Origin of the sequence: Streptomyces sp. NBC_01224, assembly GCF_036002945.1 — a bacterium.
Lineage (GTDB): Bacteria > Actinomycetota > Actinomycetes > Streptomycetales > Streptomycetaceae > Streptomyces.
This window is the reverse complement of record NZ_CP108529.1, coordinates 7657315-7672525: the sequence shown is the minus strand read 5'-3', so window position 1 is coordinate 7672525 and position 15211 is coordinate 7657315. Positions and strand designations below refer to the sequence as shown.

Genomic DNA, 15211 nt, shown 5'->3' with positions numbered 1-15211 from the left:
ACGCGCGGCGGCGCCGGGAAGGGCCGCCCGCGCATGAGTCAGTGGTGTTCTCGTGGGGGGGATGCGGTGATCGCGGTTCGGTTCAGGTGTTCCTGGTCGGATGGGCGGGAGGGCCCGGCCGCCCGCGCGGGGGACGCTGAGCGGCCGGACCCGGTCTGCGCGGCCCGCGCTCAGCGCCGGCCGTGGGCGGCGGCCCGCGGCGCCGGGGCCGGGGCCGGCCGGTGCAGTACGAGCCGGGTGAGCAGCCCGCTGCCGAGACCCGCCACGAGAGCGAGGGCCGCCCACCACAGCGGGTACGGCGTGAGGCCGAGGGCCGCGTCGAGCGACCAGGCGCCCGGTCCGGTGGCGGCGAGAGCGGTGGCGGAGCCGATGAGGACGAGCGGGTATTCGTACCCGTCGTTCTGCACCCAGAGGCCGTTGTGCCACTTCACGGTGAGGGCGACCGTCATGACCCCGATGGCCCCGGTCGCCGCCAGCGGGGTCAGGAGGCCGGCGGCGAGCAGCAGACCCGATCCGATCTGGCCTCCGCCCGCCGCCAGGGCGGTAACGGCGCCGCCGCGGAAACCATCGGCACGGAACTCCTCCGTACCGCCCTTGAGTCCCCTGCCGCCCAGGTGCGAGCTGATCTTCTGCACCCCATGGCCGGCGACGAGCAGCCCCACCAGCAGACGCAGGATCAGAATGCCGGTGTCCAAGGTGATCAGCCGGCCGCGTGCGCGCCGATGACGCTCTGCGCGTACACAACACCCAGGCCGTACGCGCCCGCGTGGGCCTTGACGATCTCCATGACCGCGCCGTACGTCTCCTGACGCGCCCAGTCACGCTGCAGCTCCAGCAGCACCTGCACCCAGGTCACCGGCACCGCGCCGGCGGCGATCATCCGCTGCAGCGCGTGCTCGTGGGCGGCCGGGCTGACGCCGCCGGAGGCCTCGGAGACCACGTAGACCTCGTAACCCTGCTCCAGCGCGGACAGCGCGGGCAGCACCAGGCAGACCTCGGTCCACAGGCCCGCGAGGATGATCTTCTTGCGCCCGGTCGCCTTGACCGCCGCCACGAGCGCCTCGTCCTCCCAGGCGTTCATGCTCGTGCGGTCGATGACCTCCTGCCCGGGAAACACCTCGGCGAGCTGCGGCAGCAGGGGGCCGGAGAACGACTCGGCGGCGACCGTGGTCAGGACGGCCGGCACATCGAACGCCCGAGCCGCCTTGGCGAGACCCACGGTGCTGTTGATGATCGCGGCGCGGTCACCGCTCCCGGTACCGAAGAACATCTGCGGCTGGTGGTCCACGAAAAGCATGACCGCGTTGTCGGGCGTGAGCAGGTCGGCGCTGGGGGCGGCCTGCACCTTGTTGATGTCAAACATGAGAAGTCCTTTCGGAACGGTCGGTAGGGCACCCGCCGCGTCTCCGCGGCCCGGCACGTCCTCAAGCTATGACCGGCCCGACCGGCCGACTTTTCTCCCTGCGCCCAGGAGTTGGCACGACAGCGCACTACCCGCTCCGCGATCACGCCACGTCGTCATCGCCGGTACGCACGGCCGTCCACACCAGCCCCTGGCCGTCCACGGCCTCAAATGGGACACCGAGGGACGAGTCATCGTGCCGCACCTCACACTGTCGAAAATTTGGAGTCCCGGATTCACGCCTTGTAGAAAGGGGGTCAAGGGAAGGAACGCCATGGCTGAACGGCTTCAACGGGCTCGGGCGAGCAGCGACGCGCTGCAGGAACTCGTGGAGGAGCTGGCCGAGAGGCTGCAGCGTTCCGTGGTCCTCGACGACCCTCTCGTCAGGTTCATCTGCTCCAGCAGGCACTTCGATGACGCGGATCCGGTACGCGTCCGCAGCCTGCTGCAGGGCCTCGCGGACAGCGAGATCATCCGGTACGTACTCGACCAGGGCGTTGCCCAGTGGTCGAAGCCGGGATACATCGAGGGCCGGGACGACCTGGGACTTCTCGCGCGCTACTGCGTGCCGCTGCGAGAGCGCGGGCACCTTGTCGGCCTGCTCATGGTCATCTCCGCCGACAAGAGCCTGACGGCGGACGAGACGGCCGCCATCTCCAAGTCGGCCCGGATCATCGCGGCCCAGATGTACGCGGAACATGTGGCCGACCATGCCGAGGAGAGCGGCGCGCGGGAACTGCCCTGGGCCCTGCTCAACCCGAGCCCCGCCGCACGCGGGGCCGCCCAGCAGCAGATCCTGGACACCGGCGTGCTCCCGAACGCCCCGCACGCCGTGGTCAGCGTCGTTCAGGTGACTCGCTCCCACGAGCCGCCCGGGCAGGTCGAGAACGCGCTGCGGGGTGCGCTGGAGAGCTTCTGCCGCACGCGGTGGGCGCACGGCGCCATCGCGGTCACCACCGACCGCGCGGTCCTGCTCCAACTGAGCGAGCAGTCGCCGGATCCGCGGGAACTGAAGGAGCAGTCCCGTCGGATCATCGAAGCCCTCGACACCTTCCTGGACCCCACCGCCACTCCTGTGCTCGGCATCGGAGGGCGTCAGACCGGCCTGGCCGACGCGTGGGTCTCCTACGAGCAGGCACTCGTGGCAGCTCGCGCGGCCCGACGGATGCCCCATTTCGAGCGCCTCGGAGACTGGGAGGAACTGCGGGAGTTCACCGTCCTCCTGCAGCTTCCGGACCATGCCCTGAACGCCTCCCTGCTGCCCAAGCCGCTGCGCACCCTCCTCGCGGCCGCCGGGGGACATCGTCTTGAGGAGACCCTGCGGTCCTTCCTGGAGCACGCCGGCTCGGTTCCGAGGACCGCGGAAGCGCTGCGGATCCACCGCACCTCGCTGTACTACCGGCTGCGGCAGATCCAGGAGATAACCGGGCTGGACCTGGACAGCGGCCCGGACCGGCTGGTTCTGCACCTCGGCCTGCGTATCCGGGAACTGCTGCAACCGGACGGGCACGCCACCACCGTCTGAACCGACCGACCGCCACCACCGGCCACGCCTGTGGGTTCCTCTGCTACGAAGTGACGTGGTTTTCGTCGGCCAATCCCTACGGAGCGCGGTGGTGGTGGCGGACCTGCCCGAACGACAATGGGTCCAGGCGCGAGCCGACTACGACGTCGGCCGGCCATCGCGTGGGTTGCCGACACGGCGGAGCAAGGTACGCCGTGAAGGCTTGGCAGGGAGAGCGAGGCAGGAACCATGGGCGAGCTGACGACGAACGACCGCGTGCGGCTGACCTATCGGGACAGCGGGGGCGGGGGCGTTCCCCTGGTCATGCTGCACGGCTGGGGACAGACCCAGGCGATGTTCCGACACCAGATGGACGGTCTCGCTCCGGCCCGCCGCGTCATCACACTGGACCTCAGGGGCCACGGGCTCTCGGAGAAACCGCGGCACGGCTACCGCATCGCCCGGTTGGCCCGGGACGTCCTCGACCTCGTCGATCACCTGGACCTCGATCGTTTCGACGCGCTCGGCTGGTCGATGGGTGCCTCGGTGTGGTGGAGCTTCATCGACCAGTACGGCACCGGCCGGATCCGCCGGTTCGTCGCCGTGGACCAGCCCGCGGCCGTGGCGGCCGTTCCCTGGCTCACCCCCGAGGAGCAGCGGGACTCCGGTGCCATCTTCGATGTGGCCGGGCTGCTGGAACTCGGCGCCGCGCTGGCGGGCCCGGACGGCGAGCGGGTGCGTGACGACTTCGTGCGCGGCATGTTCTCCGGTGACCCCGACCCCGGCCTCCTCGCGTTCGTCGCCGAACAGATCAAGTCGACCCCGTCCTACGCCGGGGTGCCCCTGCTCTACGACCACTGCGCCCAGGACTGGCGCGACGTCCTTCCCCGAGTGGACGTGCCGACCCTGGTGATCGGCTGCGAGGGAAGCCATGTGAGCCCGGCCTCACAGCAGTTCATCGCGGGCCGGATTCCCGGCGCACGGCTCCATGTCTTCCCGGCCGGTGTCGCGAACTCCCACTTCCCCTTCCTCGAAAACCCGCCCGCTTTCAACGCGGTGGTCGACACCTTCCTTTCCGAAGTGGCGGACGCGGCCCCTTACGCCGCGGTCCCGTAAATCCCGCGCGGTACGCGGCACTTCACTTCACATTGACGAACGACGGCACGACTGGAGCTCATAGTGACCAGGTCGGTCATTTCAACCATGCCGAAAAACGCGGAAAAGCACACGGCCCACACACCTCAAGGTGCGGATTCCGGACACTGCAGAACACTTCCCTGGGCATCGCAGAAGGGAGACGACGCATGCCTGTACCTAGGACTCGAACGCCGCTCACCGGAGATGTTTCCTCATGGGGGACCCCAGACGTCCCCGGCGGCCGGTGACCTTGTCCTGCTCGACGCCCTGCGCCCCGAGCACCTGGCACCCGGCCATGAGTTCGCTTTCTTCCGCATACCCTGCTCCTACCTGGGGATCGCACGGGACGACGTGCGGCACCTGGCGGGCCTCCGGGTCAGCGGAGCCGACGGCGTCGCGGCGCTGGTGTCGAAGTTCCTGGCCGCGCTGATCGGCGAGGACGGCCTGTGGAACTCGATGAACGGCAAGCGGCTCGCCCTCAACGCCGTGGACGTCATCGCCCTGCTCGTTGCCGAACTCCTCACGCCTTACCGGTCCGAGTCCACCGACAACGGCAGCGAGATGCTGGCCCGCATACGGTCGTACATCGAAGAGAGGCTGATGGACCCGGACCTGTCGCCGGAGTCGATTGCGCGCGCCCACCACATATCCGTCCGATACCTGCACAAACTGTTCCAGAGCGACGGCACGACGGTGAGTACCCATATCCGGCAGCGCAGGCTCGCCGCCTGCCGCCTCGACCTCGGCCGGCTGCCGAACCGCAGGCGCTCCGTGGCCGCGGTCGCGCAGAGCTGGGGCTTCGCCAGCCCCTCCCACTTCAGCCGCCTCTTCCGACAGGCATATGGCGAATCGCCCAGCGAATGGCAGGTCTCGGCTTCCGTCCAGGGACGGAATCCCTGACCCCTGGGTCCGGCGCCGCCGACGTGGCCAGTCGGGCGCGGGAGCTCTCCGGCCCGCGCCCGGCGCTGGTCGTCTCCGGCGAGGCCGATGCCCTGCCCGACGAGGGAGACGCCTGCGCCGACAAGCCGCGGGAAGCCGGCTCCCGTCACCGCCGTCCGTCTCCAGGGTGTCATCCACGACTTCGTCATGATCAACGCCCGCCGCCAACCCCACGCCGCCCGGACCGCCATCGCGCCGGCCGCCGACACCCCGCGCACCGCACTGAACGCGGTGCGAGAAGAAAGAGTCCACACATGTCTCCTGCTCCTCCCACGGTCGTCCTCGTGCACGGTGCCTTCGCCGACGCCGCGGGCTGGCTCGGCGTCATCGACGAACTCCAACGCGACGGCATCGCGGTCCTCGCGGTGGCCAACCCACTGCGCGGCCTGACCTGCGACGCCGCCTACCTGTCCTCCGTGGTCTCCCAGATCGACGGTCCGGTGGTGCTCGTCGGCCACTCCTACGGCGGTGCTCTGATCACCGTGGCGGGCACCGCGGACAACGTCGTCGGACTCGTCTACATCGCCGCCTTCGCCCTCGAAGAAGGCGAGAGCCTCAGTGAGTTGCAGGACCGCTTCGCCCCTCCGCCGCTCGTAGGCAGCCTGAGGCAGTGGACCTACCCGACCGACGGGGGGAAGACCTCCACCGAGGTCAGCATCGCCCCGGAGGCGTTCCCCTCAGTCTTCGCCGCCGACGTCTCCCCGTCCGTCGTCAGGGTGCTGGCGACTTCCCAACGCCCGCTGGCCTCCTCCGCGTTCACCGAGGCGGCCTCTGCGGCGGCCTGGCGGACGAAACCCTGCTGGGCCCTCGTGGCCGACGCGGACCAGGCGATCAACCCCGAGGTGGAGCGCTTCGGCGCCAGGCGGGCCGGTGCGACCACCGTCGAGCTGGAAGGCGCTTCCCACGCGGTCACCATCTCCCGGCCGTCGGCGGTGGCGGACCTGATCCGCGACGCCGTTCGCGCGACGAGCTGACGCGCACAGTCAGCTGACATGATGTCGAGTCAATTACCTTACGCATTACGGGAGTTCACAGCATGCGCCGCCCGGTGGGCGGCGTGTCCCCGTTCGTCCGGCACGGCTCCCTCCACACACCGGAGACCGCCGAGCAGGCCGCCTGCTTCAGCGACGGCACCTTCCACGACTGCTCCGCGACCGGGGACAACGTGGGCACGCGCAGGCCACAGTCAGGGCGCGGACAGGCAATCACGCCGCCCGGCACTTCCTAGAGTTGCTCACGCTTCGACGGCTTTCCGCTCGACAGGGCACCTGGCGCGGGGGCCCGGCGGAGCCTCCGGCAGAGTCCACGGCCGCCCGGTCAGTGCCCACCGCACAGCACACGCTCCCGAGGCCGGCCCGCCACATCTCACGGCAGCGGGGCCGCCACGGCAGCCCCGACCCGGCCGACAGGCCACACGACACCCGACCACCCCATTGATGAGGGAGTTTCCCATGCCCAGTTCCGACAAGCCGACCGTCGTCCTCGTCCACGGCGCCTTCGCCGACGCCTCCAGCTACGCCCAGGTCATCCCCCGGCTGATCGCCCGCGGCCTGGACGTGGTCGCCCCGGCCGTACCCAACCGCAGCCTGATAGGGGACGCCGCCTACATCGCCTCCATCGTCCGGCAGGTACCCGGTCCGGTCGTCCTGGTGGGCCACTCCTACGGTGGCGCCGTCATCACGGTCGCCGGCACCGAGGACAACGTCAAGGCACTGGTCTACCTGGCCGGTTACGCCTTGGAGAAGGGCGAGAGCCTCGGTGATCTGCAGGGCCGCTTCCCGGACAGCGACCTCGCCGCCGCACTCGTCTACACCCCCTTCCCGGTAGAGGGCTCGGCCACGCCGGGCACCGACGTGTCGGTGCGGACCGACAAGTTCCCGGCCATCTTCGCCGCCGATGTCGACCCCCGGCTCGCCGCCGTCCTCGCCGTGTCCCAGCGCCCGCTGGCCGCCCAGGCGTTCGCCGACGCGGCCCCGGCCGCGGCCTGGAAGACCAAGCCGTCCTGGGGCCTGGTCGCCTCGTCCGACCACACCATCAACCCCGACGTGGAGCGCTACGGCTACCAGCGGGCCGGCATGACCACCGTCGAGGTCGACTCCTCCCACCTGGTGATGCTCGCCCACCCCGAGCGCGTCGTCGACCTGATCGAGGAAGCCGTACGGGCCACCTGCGACTGATCCCCCGCGCACCCGCTCGCGCCCGGACGACCGACCGGCCGTCACACCACGGCCACCTCCACCCCTTCGCAGAGAGCGAACGATGAACCCACCGATCTCCCGCCGCACCATGGCCGTGTCCCTCCTGGCCGGCGCGGCCGCCCTGGGTACCGCCGGCGTCGCGCATGCCGCGCAGTCGGCGACGGCCGGCCGTCCGGCCGAACCGCGCGGTCACACGGCCGCGCCCACCATCGTCCTGATCCACGGCGCGTTCGCCGACGCCTCCAGCTGGAGCGCGGTCGTCGAACGCCTGCAACGACAGGGCCACCGTGTACTGGCACCGGCCCTGCCACTGCGCGGACTGGCAAGCGACTCCGCCTACATTCGCAGCGTTCTGGACAGCGTGACCGGACCGATCGTGCTGGTGGGGCACTCCTACGGCGGAGCGGTCATCAGCCAGGCCGCGGCCGACGCCCCGCAGGTCAAGGCACTCGTTTACATAGCCGCCTTCGTTCCCGACATCGGGGAGAGCGCGCTCCAGCTCACCGACAAGTTCCCCGGCAGCACACTGGGACAGGCCACCGCCACCCAGTACTACCCGTTGCCCGACGGCGGACAGGGGGAGGAACTGGTCATCAAGAAGGACCTGTTCCGCAAGCAGTTCGCGGCCGGTGTCACCCGAGCGACCGCCCAGGTCATGGCCGCGGGACAGCGTCCGATCACCCTGGCAGCTCTCCAGGAGCCGGCCACCGCAGCCGCGTGGAAGAGGATCCCCAGCTGGTACCTCGTGGCCACCGAGGACCGCAACATCCCGCCGGCCGCCGAGCGCTGGATGGCCGAGCGCGCCCGCGCCCGCACGGTCACTGTCCGCGCCCCGCACGCGGCCTCCGTGAGCGATCCCGGCCCTGTCACCGGCCTGATCCTGCGGGCGGTCCGTTCCGTCCGCTCCGGCCACTGACCGGACGCATTCCTCCCTCCCCCCTGTCCTGCCGTCCGGCACGGTGGTCGACACCGCGGCCCCGGACGCCGACGAGATGCTCCGGACCACCGAGCCCAAGCGCCGGCCCGCCCCAGGAGACCGCCGCTCTGCTGGTGGAGTTCCGCGCCCCGGACGAATCGGCGCCTGCGCCGTCAACGGTGAGGAGATGCAGCGTGGCCGCACCCGGCAGCTCATCTTCTCCGTGCCGGCCCTCGTCGCCAAGCTGTCCGGGGTGCTCCCGCTGCTGCCGGGAGACGTCATCCTGACCGGCACCCCAGCCGGTGTCGGCCTCGGCCGCACACCTCAGCGCTGGCTGGCCATCGGCGACGCTCGTCAGCTCCGTCCAGGCCATCGGCGAACTGCGACAAGGGTTCGTCGGTTGACCCTCTACAAGGTCCGCGACGCGCGGCAACTGACGTCTCAAGCGCCCGCGCACCAGCGGCCCAGCGGCGAAATCCCACAGCCCCCTGCAATCAGAGAGAAAGAGAAGAGAGCCCACATGCCCAGATTCCTGACAGGGACGCGCACCGGCCTCCTGGCCTCGGCCGTGGCGGCGGCCCTCGCCATGACCGCGGCCGGCCCGACGACCGCGGCCACCGCCGCCCCGAAGCCGGACGTGCGCTTCGTGGCACACCTGGACATCGCCGACGGACAGCGACCGGAGAACATCACCCTGGAGCCTGGCGGCAGCGCCGTCGTCACCTTCGCCTACAGCCGCCAGGTGGCCCGCATCCACCCCGACGGCCGGGTGCACGTCCTCGCCACTCTGCCCCAGCCTCCGGCCGGCGCCGACACCCCTGCCCTCTCCTCGCCCTTCCTCGGCGGAATCGTCCGTGCCCATGACGGGACGCTGTACTTCTTGTACGCCACCGGCAGCAGCGACCTGACCGGCCTGTGGCGCCTGCGCCCCGGCGGCGCCCCGCAGCGCATCGCCGCGCTCCCGGCCGACGGCCTGCCCAACGGCCTGGCCCTCGACCGGCACGAAGGCCAGCTGTACGTGGCCGACTCGGTCCTCGGCACGGTTTGGCGAGTGCCCGTGACCGGGGGCACGCCCACCCGGTGGGCCACCGCGCCCGAACTGGCAGCCGCCGGATTCCTCGGAGCCAACGGCATCAACATCCACAACGGGGCGGTCTGGGTGTCCAACCTGGACAAGGGCACCGTGCTGCGTATCCCGGTCACCCGGTACGGCATCGCCGGCCCCGTCGAGACCCGGGCCACCGACCTGATCAACATCGACGACTTCGCGTTCACCGGCCGCGGCGACACCCTCCTGGCCGCGATCAACGCGGACAACGAGGTGGCCCTGGTCAGGCCGGGCGGCAGCCACACCGTCGTGCTGACCGGCGCCGACGGGCTGGAGAACCCGACCTCGCTCGCCGTACGCGGCAACACGGCTTACATCGCCAGCGGCGCCTACTTCACCAACAACGACCCCAACCTCCTGGCCGCCCGGATCAACCCCGCCCAATAAGCCGACCCCGCGCCCGTGCCGCCGCACCTGCCCGGTGCGGCGGTACGCGGCCCGTAGGCCATCAGATCCGCCGTACGACGAGCGGGTGGACCGGCGGTCGCACGCGGCAGCACCCAACACCGAAGAAGAGGACAGAGTTGATGGACCAGCAGGACACGCAGCAGGCGGCAGCCGCCACACCGCCCGCGTTCGACCCCGACGCATTCCTGGTCGTCCCGTCCAGAACCTTCGAGGACCTACGCATCGGTGAAGTCTTCCGAGCCCCCAGCCGCACCCTGACAGACGCCCACGCCGCGGCCTTCCAGACAGTCTCCGCAGACAACCACCCGGTGCACTACGACGCCGAATGGGCACGCAGGCACGGCCACTCAGCACCGGTGGTGCACGGCCTGCAGGTGCTCGCCTTCACCGCGCCGGGCGCCACCCTGTTCCCCCACTTCATCGGAGAGGTGTTCATCAGCTTCCTCGAACTGTCCTGCACCTTCCTGGCCGAAGTGCACTCCGGAGACACCCTGTACCCGGCGCTCACCATCACCGGCCTGGAGCCGCAGGGCGACAACGGTGTCGTAGTCACCGCGGCCACCATCCACAACCAACGCGGCGAACTGGTGCTGTCCGGCCAGCACAAGTACCTCCTGCGGCGTCAGTGAATCCTGAGGAAAAAACGTGACACACCGTAGAACCCTCCTTGCCGCGCTCGCCTGTTGTGCCGCGCTGACCGGGTGCACGAGCCACACACCGGACGACGGCCCGCCTGAGGTTGGCTCCACGTCCCCGACGTCGTCCGTAATCAGCCCAGGATCCGTCGACAGCGGCACCTCCGGTCCCTCCAGCGAGCCGATGCCGACGCCGACGCCGCCCGCGTCCGGCGGCACGGGGGCGACGGCGCCATCGCCGACCGAACCGACGGTGAGACGCTGTCATACTTCCGAATTGAGGGCGTCCGTCGGCCCCAACCGTCCCGGAGCCGGGCAGTCAAGCTTCGCTATCGTTTTGACCAACGGATCCCGCCGCACCTGCACCCTGTACGGCTTCCCGGGCGTGGCGTTCGTCAATGGCGCCGGTGAGGCCGTCACCCCGGACCCCGAGCGAGCCACCGGTCAGCAGGGACAGGCTGTGACGCTCAGCCCGGGAGACAGCGCTTGGTCGACGCTGGCATACACCAATCCAGCGATTACTGGCGCCACCACTGTCACCCCGGCGGCCCTGCTCGTCACCCCGCCCGACGAGACTGCTCCGATCTCAATCCGCTGGACCGGGGGCAAGGTCTCCAACACAGGGAAGGCGTCGGTGCCCCGGGTGAGTCCCCTCATGCCAGGCAATGGCGCCTGACTGCGCCGAGCGCGGGAGCGGCTCCCGCAATCGGTGGTGACGAAGCGTGGACCAGGGCGTCCATGCGAGACGTCAACTCCCTCGTGGAGACCGTACTTTCGGCAGCATAGACTGCGCATCCGCGCCGAACCGAACCGCGGCACCGAACGTAGTCCGGTCACCGGACGTGGCTTGAGCACATGAAACGGTCCCGTCCCCGGCAGAGCGTCCGGCGGGGACGGGACCGGAACTGCCGGTGCCGGCGGTCCATGCTCATGCGGTGCTCCCGCCTTGATGTCACCGATCCCGCTCCGCCTCCGAGCCGCCGGTCCGGACGTACCGGGGCTCGGAGAAGGTGGCGGCACGGGGCATCAGTGCTGCAGCACGGTGTCCAGCCACTTCAGGACCTCGGGGGTCACCGGTCGGTGATGCCGGCGAACTCGTCATGCTTCTTGAGCAACTTCGCCACGTAGGGGCAGACCGGCACAATGCGCTTCCCCGAGGTGCGTACGTCGTTCAGGGGCCTGCCTGCTGTACGAGTATCGAGACCAGGCCCTGTCCGGCGAAGGCGTCGTCGATTTCGGTGTGGCAGAAAACGCGCTGGTCGTCGCGGTCCCGGTTACGCGGTGAGGACTGCGGTTTTGCCGTCGACCAGGATTTCGTAACGGTGTTTGGGGTCCACTGGCTGGACAGCCGGAGCGGCGGCAGGCTGCGTCATCGTATGCCTTCGTTGGCGCGTCAGGTTCTTGCGCGGTGCGATGGTGGCGTTGGGAAGGACGGGCGCGGGGAGACGGTCGCCGTCGTAACCATCGACCTTGCCGAAGCGGTCGGATGCGCTCTGCCACGCTTCCCTGGCCTCGACGATGTCATCGTCGCTCCGGCCGATGAAATTCCACCACATGACGATCTGTTCCTCGAACGGCGTCCCGCCGAGCAGGACCACCCTCGCAGCGGTATCCGTCTCGTTCGCCAGCGTCAGTGTGTCGCTTCCCGTACCGAGGCAGCCCAACTCCGCCGGGCGCAGGATTGTTCCAGCGATACGGACATCCCCGTGGTCGACGAGTAGACCGTGCTCGAAGCCGGTGTCGATGGCGAGCGTGGTCGTCGAGCCCGGCTCAAGGATGAGTTCGGCACCGACCAGCGGCGTGAAGGTCCGCACCGGAGAGATGCCACCTGCCAGCGTCCCTAGTAGGGCTTTGTTAGGTCCTGTGGTGGGGTTCGGGGGTTGGTGCGGGTTGGCCGCATATCGAGCAGGCGCCGGTCCAGGTGGCCAGGAGGGCCTGGAGTTCGCGGAGGACCGCGTAGAGGGTCAGGCCGGCGCAGGGGCTTTTGGGTCGAGTCTGAGCAGGGTGCAGAAGGCCTGGGCGAGGGAGGCGAGGGTGACGTGGCGGTGCCAGCCGAGGTAGTTGCGGCCCTCGAAGTGGTCCAGGCCGAGGCCGTCCTTGAGCTCGCGGTAGTCGTGTTCAACTCTCCAGCGGATCTTGGCGATTCGCACCAGCTCGCGCAGTGGGATGTCGGCGGGCAGCGTCGAGAGCCAGTAGTCGGTGGGCTCGGCAGAGTCGGGAGGCCACTCGACGAGCAGCCAGCATTCGGGCAGGGAGCCGTCGGCGGCGCGGCGGATGGACCGGTTGGCCGGGCGGACCCGTAGGGCCAGGAATTGCGAGCGCATCTCGGCCCGTGGGTTGTGCTTGGTGGCCTTGCTGCCCTGACGCCAGGTAACGGTGCGGGTGGCCGCTTGCCCGGCGGCCAGGGCCAGCACGCGCAGGGTGGTGTGCGGCTGGGGGTAGGCGGACACGGGAGGGCGGCCCTGCCCGGAGTACGGCGGACGCTCGGGCGTGGCGTCGCCCGGGTGCGCGGTCGTGGTGGCCTTGACCGCGACCGCGTAGGTCAGGCCTCGTTCGGTCAGACCCTCTCGAAAGCCCGTGGCGTCGCCGTATCCGGCATCGGCGACGACCGGCAGGCCCGGCAACTCCCAGTCCCCGCGAACCTCGTCGAGCATGTCCAGGGCCAGGCGCCACTTCTCCCGGTGGCGAGCAGTCTCGGGGATGCCGGCCTTGGCGCGGCGCCGGCGGATCGCCGAAGCCAGCAGCGCGTCCTCGGTATGTTTGGTGTCGTCCCAGCCCTCGGGCAGGAACAGACGCCAGTCGACGGCCGAGGAGGCGCGGTCGCTGACCAGGTTCACACTGACCCCGATCTGGCAGTTGCCCCGCTTGCCCAGCGCGCCGCAGTACATCCGCGCCACCCCTGGCGAGTCGTAGCCGTCCTTGGGGAAGCCGACATCGTCAATCGCGTACGCCTCGGGCGAGATGTGCGCCGCGGCCCAACGGGCCAGCCGCTCACGGACCTTGGCGTAGTCCCAGGTGGAGGAGGACACGAACTGCTGGAGCTGCTGGTGGTCCACGCCCAGGCGCTCGGCCATCGGCTGCATCGACTTGCGCTTGCCGTCCAGCATCAGCCCGCGCAGGTACAACTCACCCTTGGCCCGCTGGTCCCGACGCGCCAACGAGCCCAGCATCTCGGCCGCGAACGCCTCCAGACGCGGACGGACCTCTTCCATCTCCTCAGGAGTCACAACTGAAAGAAGATCACAATCTATCCAACGAGGATCACTTGGGGTACCTAACAAAGCCCTACTAGGAACACTCTGACTTCGGCTCCGTCCACCCGGACCGGGCTCGGGACGTAGTGCTGGAAGTCACGGCCGGTGTGCCGGTGTTCTTCGGGAAGCGCAACCCCACAGCTGGACGCCGTGGAGGATCGTGGTGCGGGTGGTGGAGACTTCCGAGTGGCTGATGCCGTATCCGCCCGTCATGAGGTTCAGCTCGCCGGGCCTCACGAGGGCGTGGCTGCCCATGCTGTCCCGGTGCTCGATCTCCCCGCTGAACAGCCAGCTCACCGTCTGCAGACCGGTGTGAGGATGGGGCGCGACGTCCATGCCGCCCGTGTCGGTGACGTCGTCGGGGCCGTAGTGGTCGACGAAGCACCAGGCCCCGATCAATGTCCGGGCCCGCTGCGGCAGCGTGCGCCGTACCGTCATAGCCCTCGGACCGCCCAACGGGACGTCCCGCGCGGAGAGGACGTCGACCTTCGGCGCATGCTGATCACGGTCCGAGGCCCCGCAGTGAAGTTCGGCGGGCTCCCTCTCGACGTCGCTCATCGCACACCCCCAGGGATGATTTCATGTTCAATGATCACGTCTGATGGTAAACCGACGCTCCATCAAGCACACGACAAGACGAGCGGGCCCGAGCGTCCCATGAAGGAGTCCAGGTTGAGTGGCACTGTGGCAGACCCCGTGAGCAGGCGGGTCTTCGTGGACAAGCAGAGTCCGAGTGCCTACCACGCACTGGTCGAGACCTCCGATGCGGTCCGCGCGGTCGCCTCCGACGCGGGACTGGACCGCACGATCGTGGAGCTGATCAACCTCCGCGTGTCACAGATCAACAACTGCGCCTACTGCCTCAGCGTGCACACCCGGGCCGCGCTGCGTGCGGGCGAGACCACCCAGCGCCTGGGCGTGCTGGCCGCCTGGCGCGACACTGAACTGTTCACGACACAGGAACGTGCGGCGCTCGCCCTGGCGGAGGCGACCACCGAGCCCGCGAACGCTGTCGCGCAGGAGAGCGCCTACGACGCAGCCCGCCAAGCCCTCACCGACGACGAGATCTCCGCAGTGATCTGGGTGGCGATCACCATCAACGCGTTCAACCGGGTCTCCATCATGAGCAAGCACCCCGTGCGCGGGACCCCCCAGCAGTGATCCGGTCTCTCCCCGGCCGTGCGCCGAGTCATCGGCCGTACGCTACGGCTTCCGTCAACCACGGAGGGTGACCAGGGCGGCCGGGAAGTCGAGGTGATGGCCTCGCGGTTGAACGACAAGCGCGTCGACGAGGCGACCGGTGAGCGCAAGTGGTTCTCCTCGTGGCAGGCCGACCACACGGCATGGCACGCGACCTGTCCACCACCGGCTCCGTCTACGTCCGGACCACCGGCGGGCCGCGCACCTGGCCGTCGGAGACGGCGCACTCGACGCCGAGGAGACGGCCGTGGTACCGGCCCGGCAGGGGCACTCACACGCTGAGTCAGTCCGGCCGCGGAACGTGGCCGAGGGCATCGCGCAGTTGGACGCGGCCCGTGATGCCGAGCTTGGGGAAGATCTTGTGCAGGTGGAAGCCGATGGTGCGGGGAGACAGGTAGAGCCGGGCACCGATGTCCCGGTTGGTCAGTCCCTCTGCAGCGAGTTGGGCGATCTGCAGTTCTTGCGGCGTCAGGTCGGCCACGCCCGCCGAGCGGAGTTCGGCACTCGCCT

General features: G+C 69.6%; 14 protein-coding genes and 7 pseudogenes. 14 read left to right on the top strand and 7 right to left on the bottom strand.

Annotated elements, in window-relative coordinates:
* Positions 1-170: 170 nt before the first annotated feature.
* A complete protein-coding gene (locus tag OG609_RS34650; protein WP_327276432.1) occupies positions 171-695 on the bottom strand; it encodes a DoxX family protein in 525 nt (174 codons plus the stop codon).
* A 5-nt stretch (positions 696-700) separates the two neighbouring features.
* The gene (locus tag OG609_RS34645) at positions 701-1363 is read right to left on the bottom strand and encodes a hydrolase (RefSeq protein ID WP_327276431.1); all 663 of its coding nucleotides are present in this window, start codon (positions 1361-1363) and stop codon (positions 701-703) included.
* 313 nt (positions 1364-1676) lie between these two features.
* Between OG609_RS34645 and OG609_RS34640 the strand changes: the two genes are divergently transcribed.
* The 12 genes and pseudogenes from OG609_RS34640 (at position 1677) to OG609_RS34590 (ending at position 10923) form a co-directional block, all read left to right on the top strand.
* The gene (locus OG609_RS34640; protein WP_327276430.1) at positions 1677-2927 is read left to right on the top strand and encodes a PucR family transcriptional regulator; all 1251 of its coding nucleotides are present in this window, start codon (positions 1677-1679) and stop codon (positions 2925-2927) included.
* Positions 2928-3155: 228 nt separating this feature from the next.
* A complete protein-coding gene (locus OG609_RS34635) occupies positions 3156-4022 on the top strand; it encodes an alpha/beta fold hydrolase (protein WP_327276429.1) in 867 nt (288 codons plus the stop codon).
* Between the two features lie 225 nt (positions 4023-4247).
* Complete coding sequence (locus tag OG609_RS34630; protein WP_327276428.1) at positions 4248-4943, top strand: helix-turn-helix domain-containing protein; 696 nt, start codon at positions 4248-4250, stop codon at positions 4941-4943.
* Positions 4944-4993: 50 nt separating this feature from the next.
* A pseudogene (locus OG609_RS46355) lies at positions 4994-5210 on the top strand (alpha/beta hydrolase fold domain-containing protein); the annotation flags it as partial.
* 26 nt (positions 5211-5236) lie between these two features.
* Positions 5237-5956 (top strand): alpha/beta fold hydrolase, encoded by a 720-nt coding sequence (locus OG609_RS34625; protein ID WP_327276427.1) that lies wholly within the window; start codon positions 5237-5239, stop codon positions 5954-5956.
* 62 nt (positions 5957-6018) lie between these two features.
* Positions 6019-6210 carry a hypothetical protein gene (locus tag OG609_RS34620; RefSeq protein ID WP_327278422.1) on the top strand — a complete coding sequence of 64 codons (192 nt, stop codon included), beginning with the start codon at positions 6019-6021 and terminating at the stop codon, positions 6208-6210.
* 223 nt (positions 6211-6433) lie between these two features.
* A complete protein-coding gene (locus tag OG609_RS34615) occupies positions 6434-7159 on the top strand; it encodes an alpha/beta fold hydrolase (protein WP_327276426.1) in 726 nt (241 codons plus the stop codon).
* Between the two features lie 82 nt (positions 7160-7241).
* A complete protein-coding gene (locus OG609_RS34610) occupies positions 7242-8096 on the top strand; it encodes an alpha/beta fold hydrolase (RefSeq protein ID WP_327276425.1) in 855 nt (284 codons plus the stop codon).
* Positions 8097-8262: 166 nt separating this feature from the next.
* Positions 8263-8500: pseudogene (locus tag OG609_RS34605) on the top strand (fumarylacetoacetate hydrolase family protein); the annotation flags it as partial.
* A 116-nt stretch (positions 8501-8616) separates the two neighbouring features.
* A complete protein-coding gene (locus OG609_RS34600) occupies positions 8617-9591 on the top strand; it encodes an SMP-30/gluconolactonase/LRE family protein (protein WP_327276424.1) in 975 nt (324 codons plus the stop codon).
* A 140-nt stretch (positions 9592-9731) separates the two neighbouring features.
* On the top strand, positions 9732-10241 hold the full coding sequence (locus OG609_RS34595) for a MaoC family dehydratase (RefSeq protein ID WP_327276423.1): 510 nt from the start codon (positions 9732-9734) through the stop codon (positions 10239-10241).
* A 190-nt stretch (positions 10242-10431) separates the two neighbouring features.
* Positions 10432-10923 (top strand): DUF4232 domain-containing protein, encoded by a 492-nt coding sequence (locus OG609_RS34590; protein ID WP_327276422.1) that lies wholly within the window; start codon positions 10432-10434, stop codon positions 10921-10923.
* Between the two features lie 350 nt (positions 10924-11273).
* Here the strand turns inward: OG609_RS34590 and OG609_RS34585 are convergent.
* The 4 genes and pseudogenes from OG609_RS34585 to OG609_RS34570 form a co-directional block, all read right to left on the bottom strand.
* Positions 11274-11620: pseudogene (locus OG609_RS34585) on the bottom strand (GNAT family N-acetyltransferase).
* A 15-nt stretch (positions 11621-11635) separates the two neighbouring features.
* Positions 11636-12100 (bottom strand): annotated as a pseudogene (locus OG609_RS34580) (pirin family protein); the annotation flags it as partial.
* Positions 12101-12211: 111 nt separating this feature from the next.
* Positions 12212-13474, bottom strand: coding sequence for an IS701 family transposase (locus tag OG609_RS34575; RefSeq protein ID WP_442817924.1), 1263 nt, complete (start codon positions 13472-13474; stop codon positions 12212-12214).
* A gap of 53 nt (positions 13475-13527) precedes the next feature.
* A pseudogene (locus OG609_RS34570) lies at positions 13528-14059 on the bottom strand (pirin family protein); the annotation flags it as partial.
* Between the two features lie 114 nt (positions 14060-14173).
* Between OG609_RS34570 and OG609_RS34565 the strand changes: the two are divergent.
* Positions 14174-14662, top strand: a complete 489-nt coding sequence (locus OG609_RS34565; RefSeq protein ID WP_327276421.1) for a carboxymuconolactone decarboxylase family protein — start codon at positions 14174-14176, stop codon at positions 14660-14662.
* Between the two features lie 37 nt (positions 14663-14699).
* A pseudogene (locus OG609_RS46350) lies at positions 14700-14824 on the top strand (IS256 family transposase); the annotation flags it as partial.
* 160 nt (positions 14825-14984) lie between these two features.
* On the opposite strand, the pseudogene OG609_RS34560 reads toward OG609_RS46350, so the two are convergent.
* Positions 14985-15209, bottom strand: a pseudogene (locus tag OG609_RS34560) (helix-turn-helix domain-containing protein); the annotation flags it as partial.
* Between the last annotated feature and the right edge of the window lie 2 nt (positions 15210-15211).

Coding starts and splice junctions, on each gene's coding strand:
- OG609_RS34620 (WP_327278422.1), top strand. CDS start 6,019: ATGCGCCGCCCGGTGGGCGGCGTGTCCCCGTTCGTCCGGCACGGCTCC.
- OG609_RS34590 (WP_327276422.1), top strand. CDS start 10,432: ATGCCGACGCCGACGCCGCCCGCGTCCGGCGGCACGGGGGCGACGGCG.
- OG609_RS34610 (WP_327276425.1), top strand. CDS start 7,242: ATGAACCCACCGATCTCCCGCCGCACCATGGCCGTGTCCCTCCTGGCC.
- OG609_RS34625 (WP_327276427.1), top strand. CDS start 5,237: ATGTCTCCTGCTCCTCCCACGGTCGTCCTCGTGCACGGTGCCTTCGCC.
- OG609_RS34630 (WP_327276428.1), top strand. CDS start 4,248: ATGTTTCCTCATGGGGGACCCCAGACGTCCCCGGCGGCCGGTGACCTT.
- OG609_RS34595 (WP_327276423.1), top strand. CDS start 9,732: ATGGACCAGCAGGACACGCAGCAGGCGGCAGCCGCCACACCGCCCGCG.
- OG609_RS34635 (WP_327276429.1), top strand. CDS start 3,156: ATGGGCGAGCTGACGACGAACGACCGCGTGCGGCTGACCTATCGGGAC.
- OG609_RS34615 (WP_327276426.1), top strand. CDS start 6,434: ATGCCCAGTTCCGACAAGCCGACCGTCGTCCTCGTCCACGGCGCCTTC.
- OG609_RS34600 (WP_327276424.1), top strand. CDS start 8,617: ATGCCCAGATTCCTGACAGGGACGCGCACCGGCCTCCTGGCCTCGGCC.
- OG609_RS34645 (WP_327276431.1), bottom strand. CDS start 1,363: ATGTTTGACATCAACAAGGTGCAGGCCGCCCCCAGCGCCGACCTGCTC.
- OG609_RS34640 (WP_327276430.1), top strand. CDS start 1,677: ATGGCTGAACGGCTTCAACGGGCTCGGGCGAGCAGCGACGCGCTGCAG.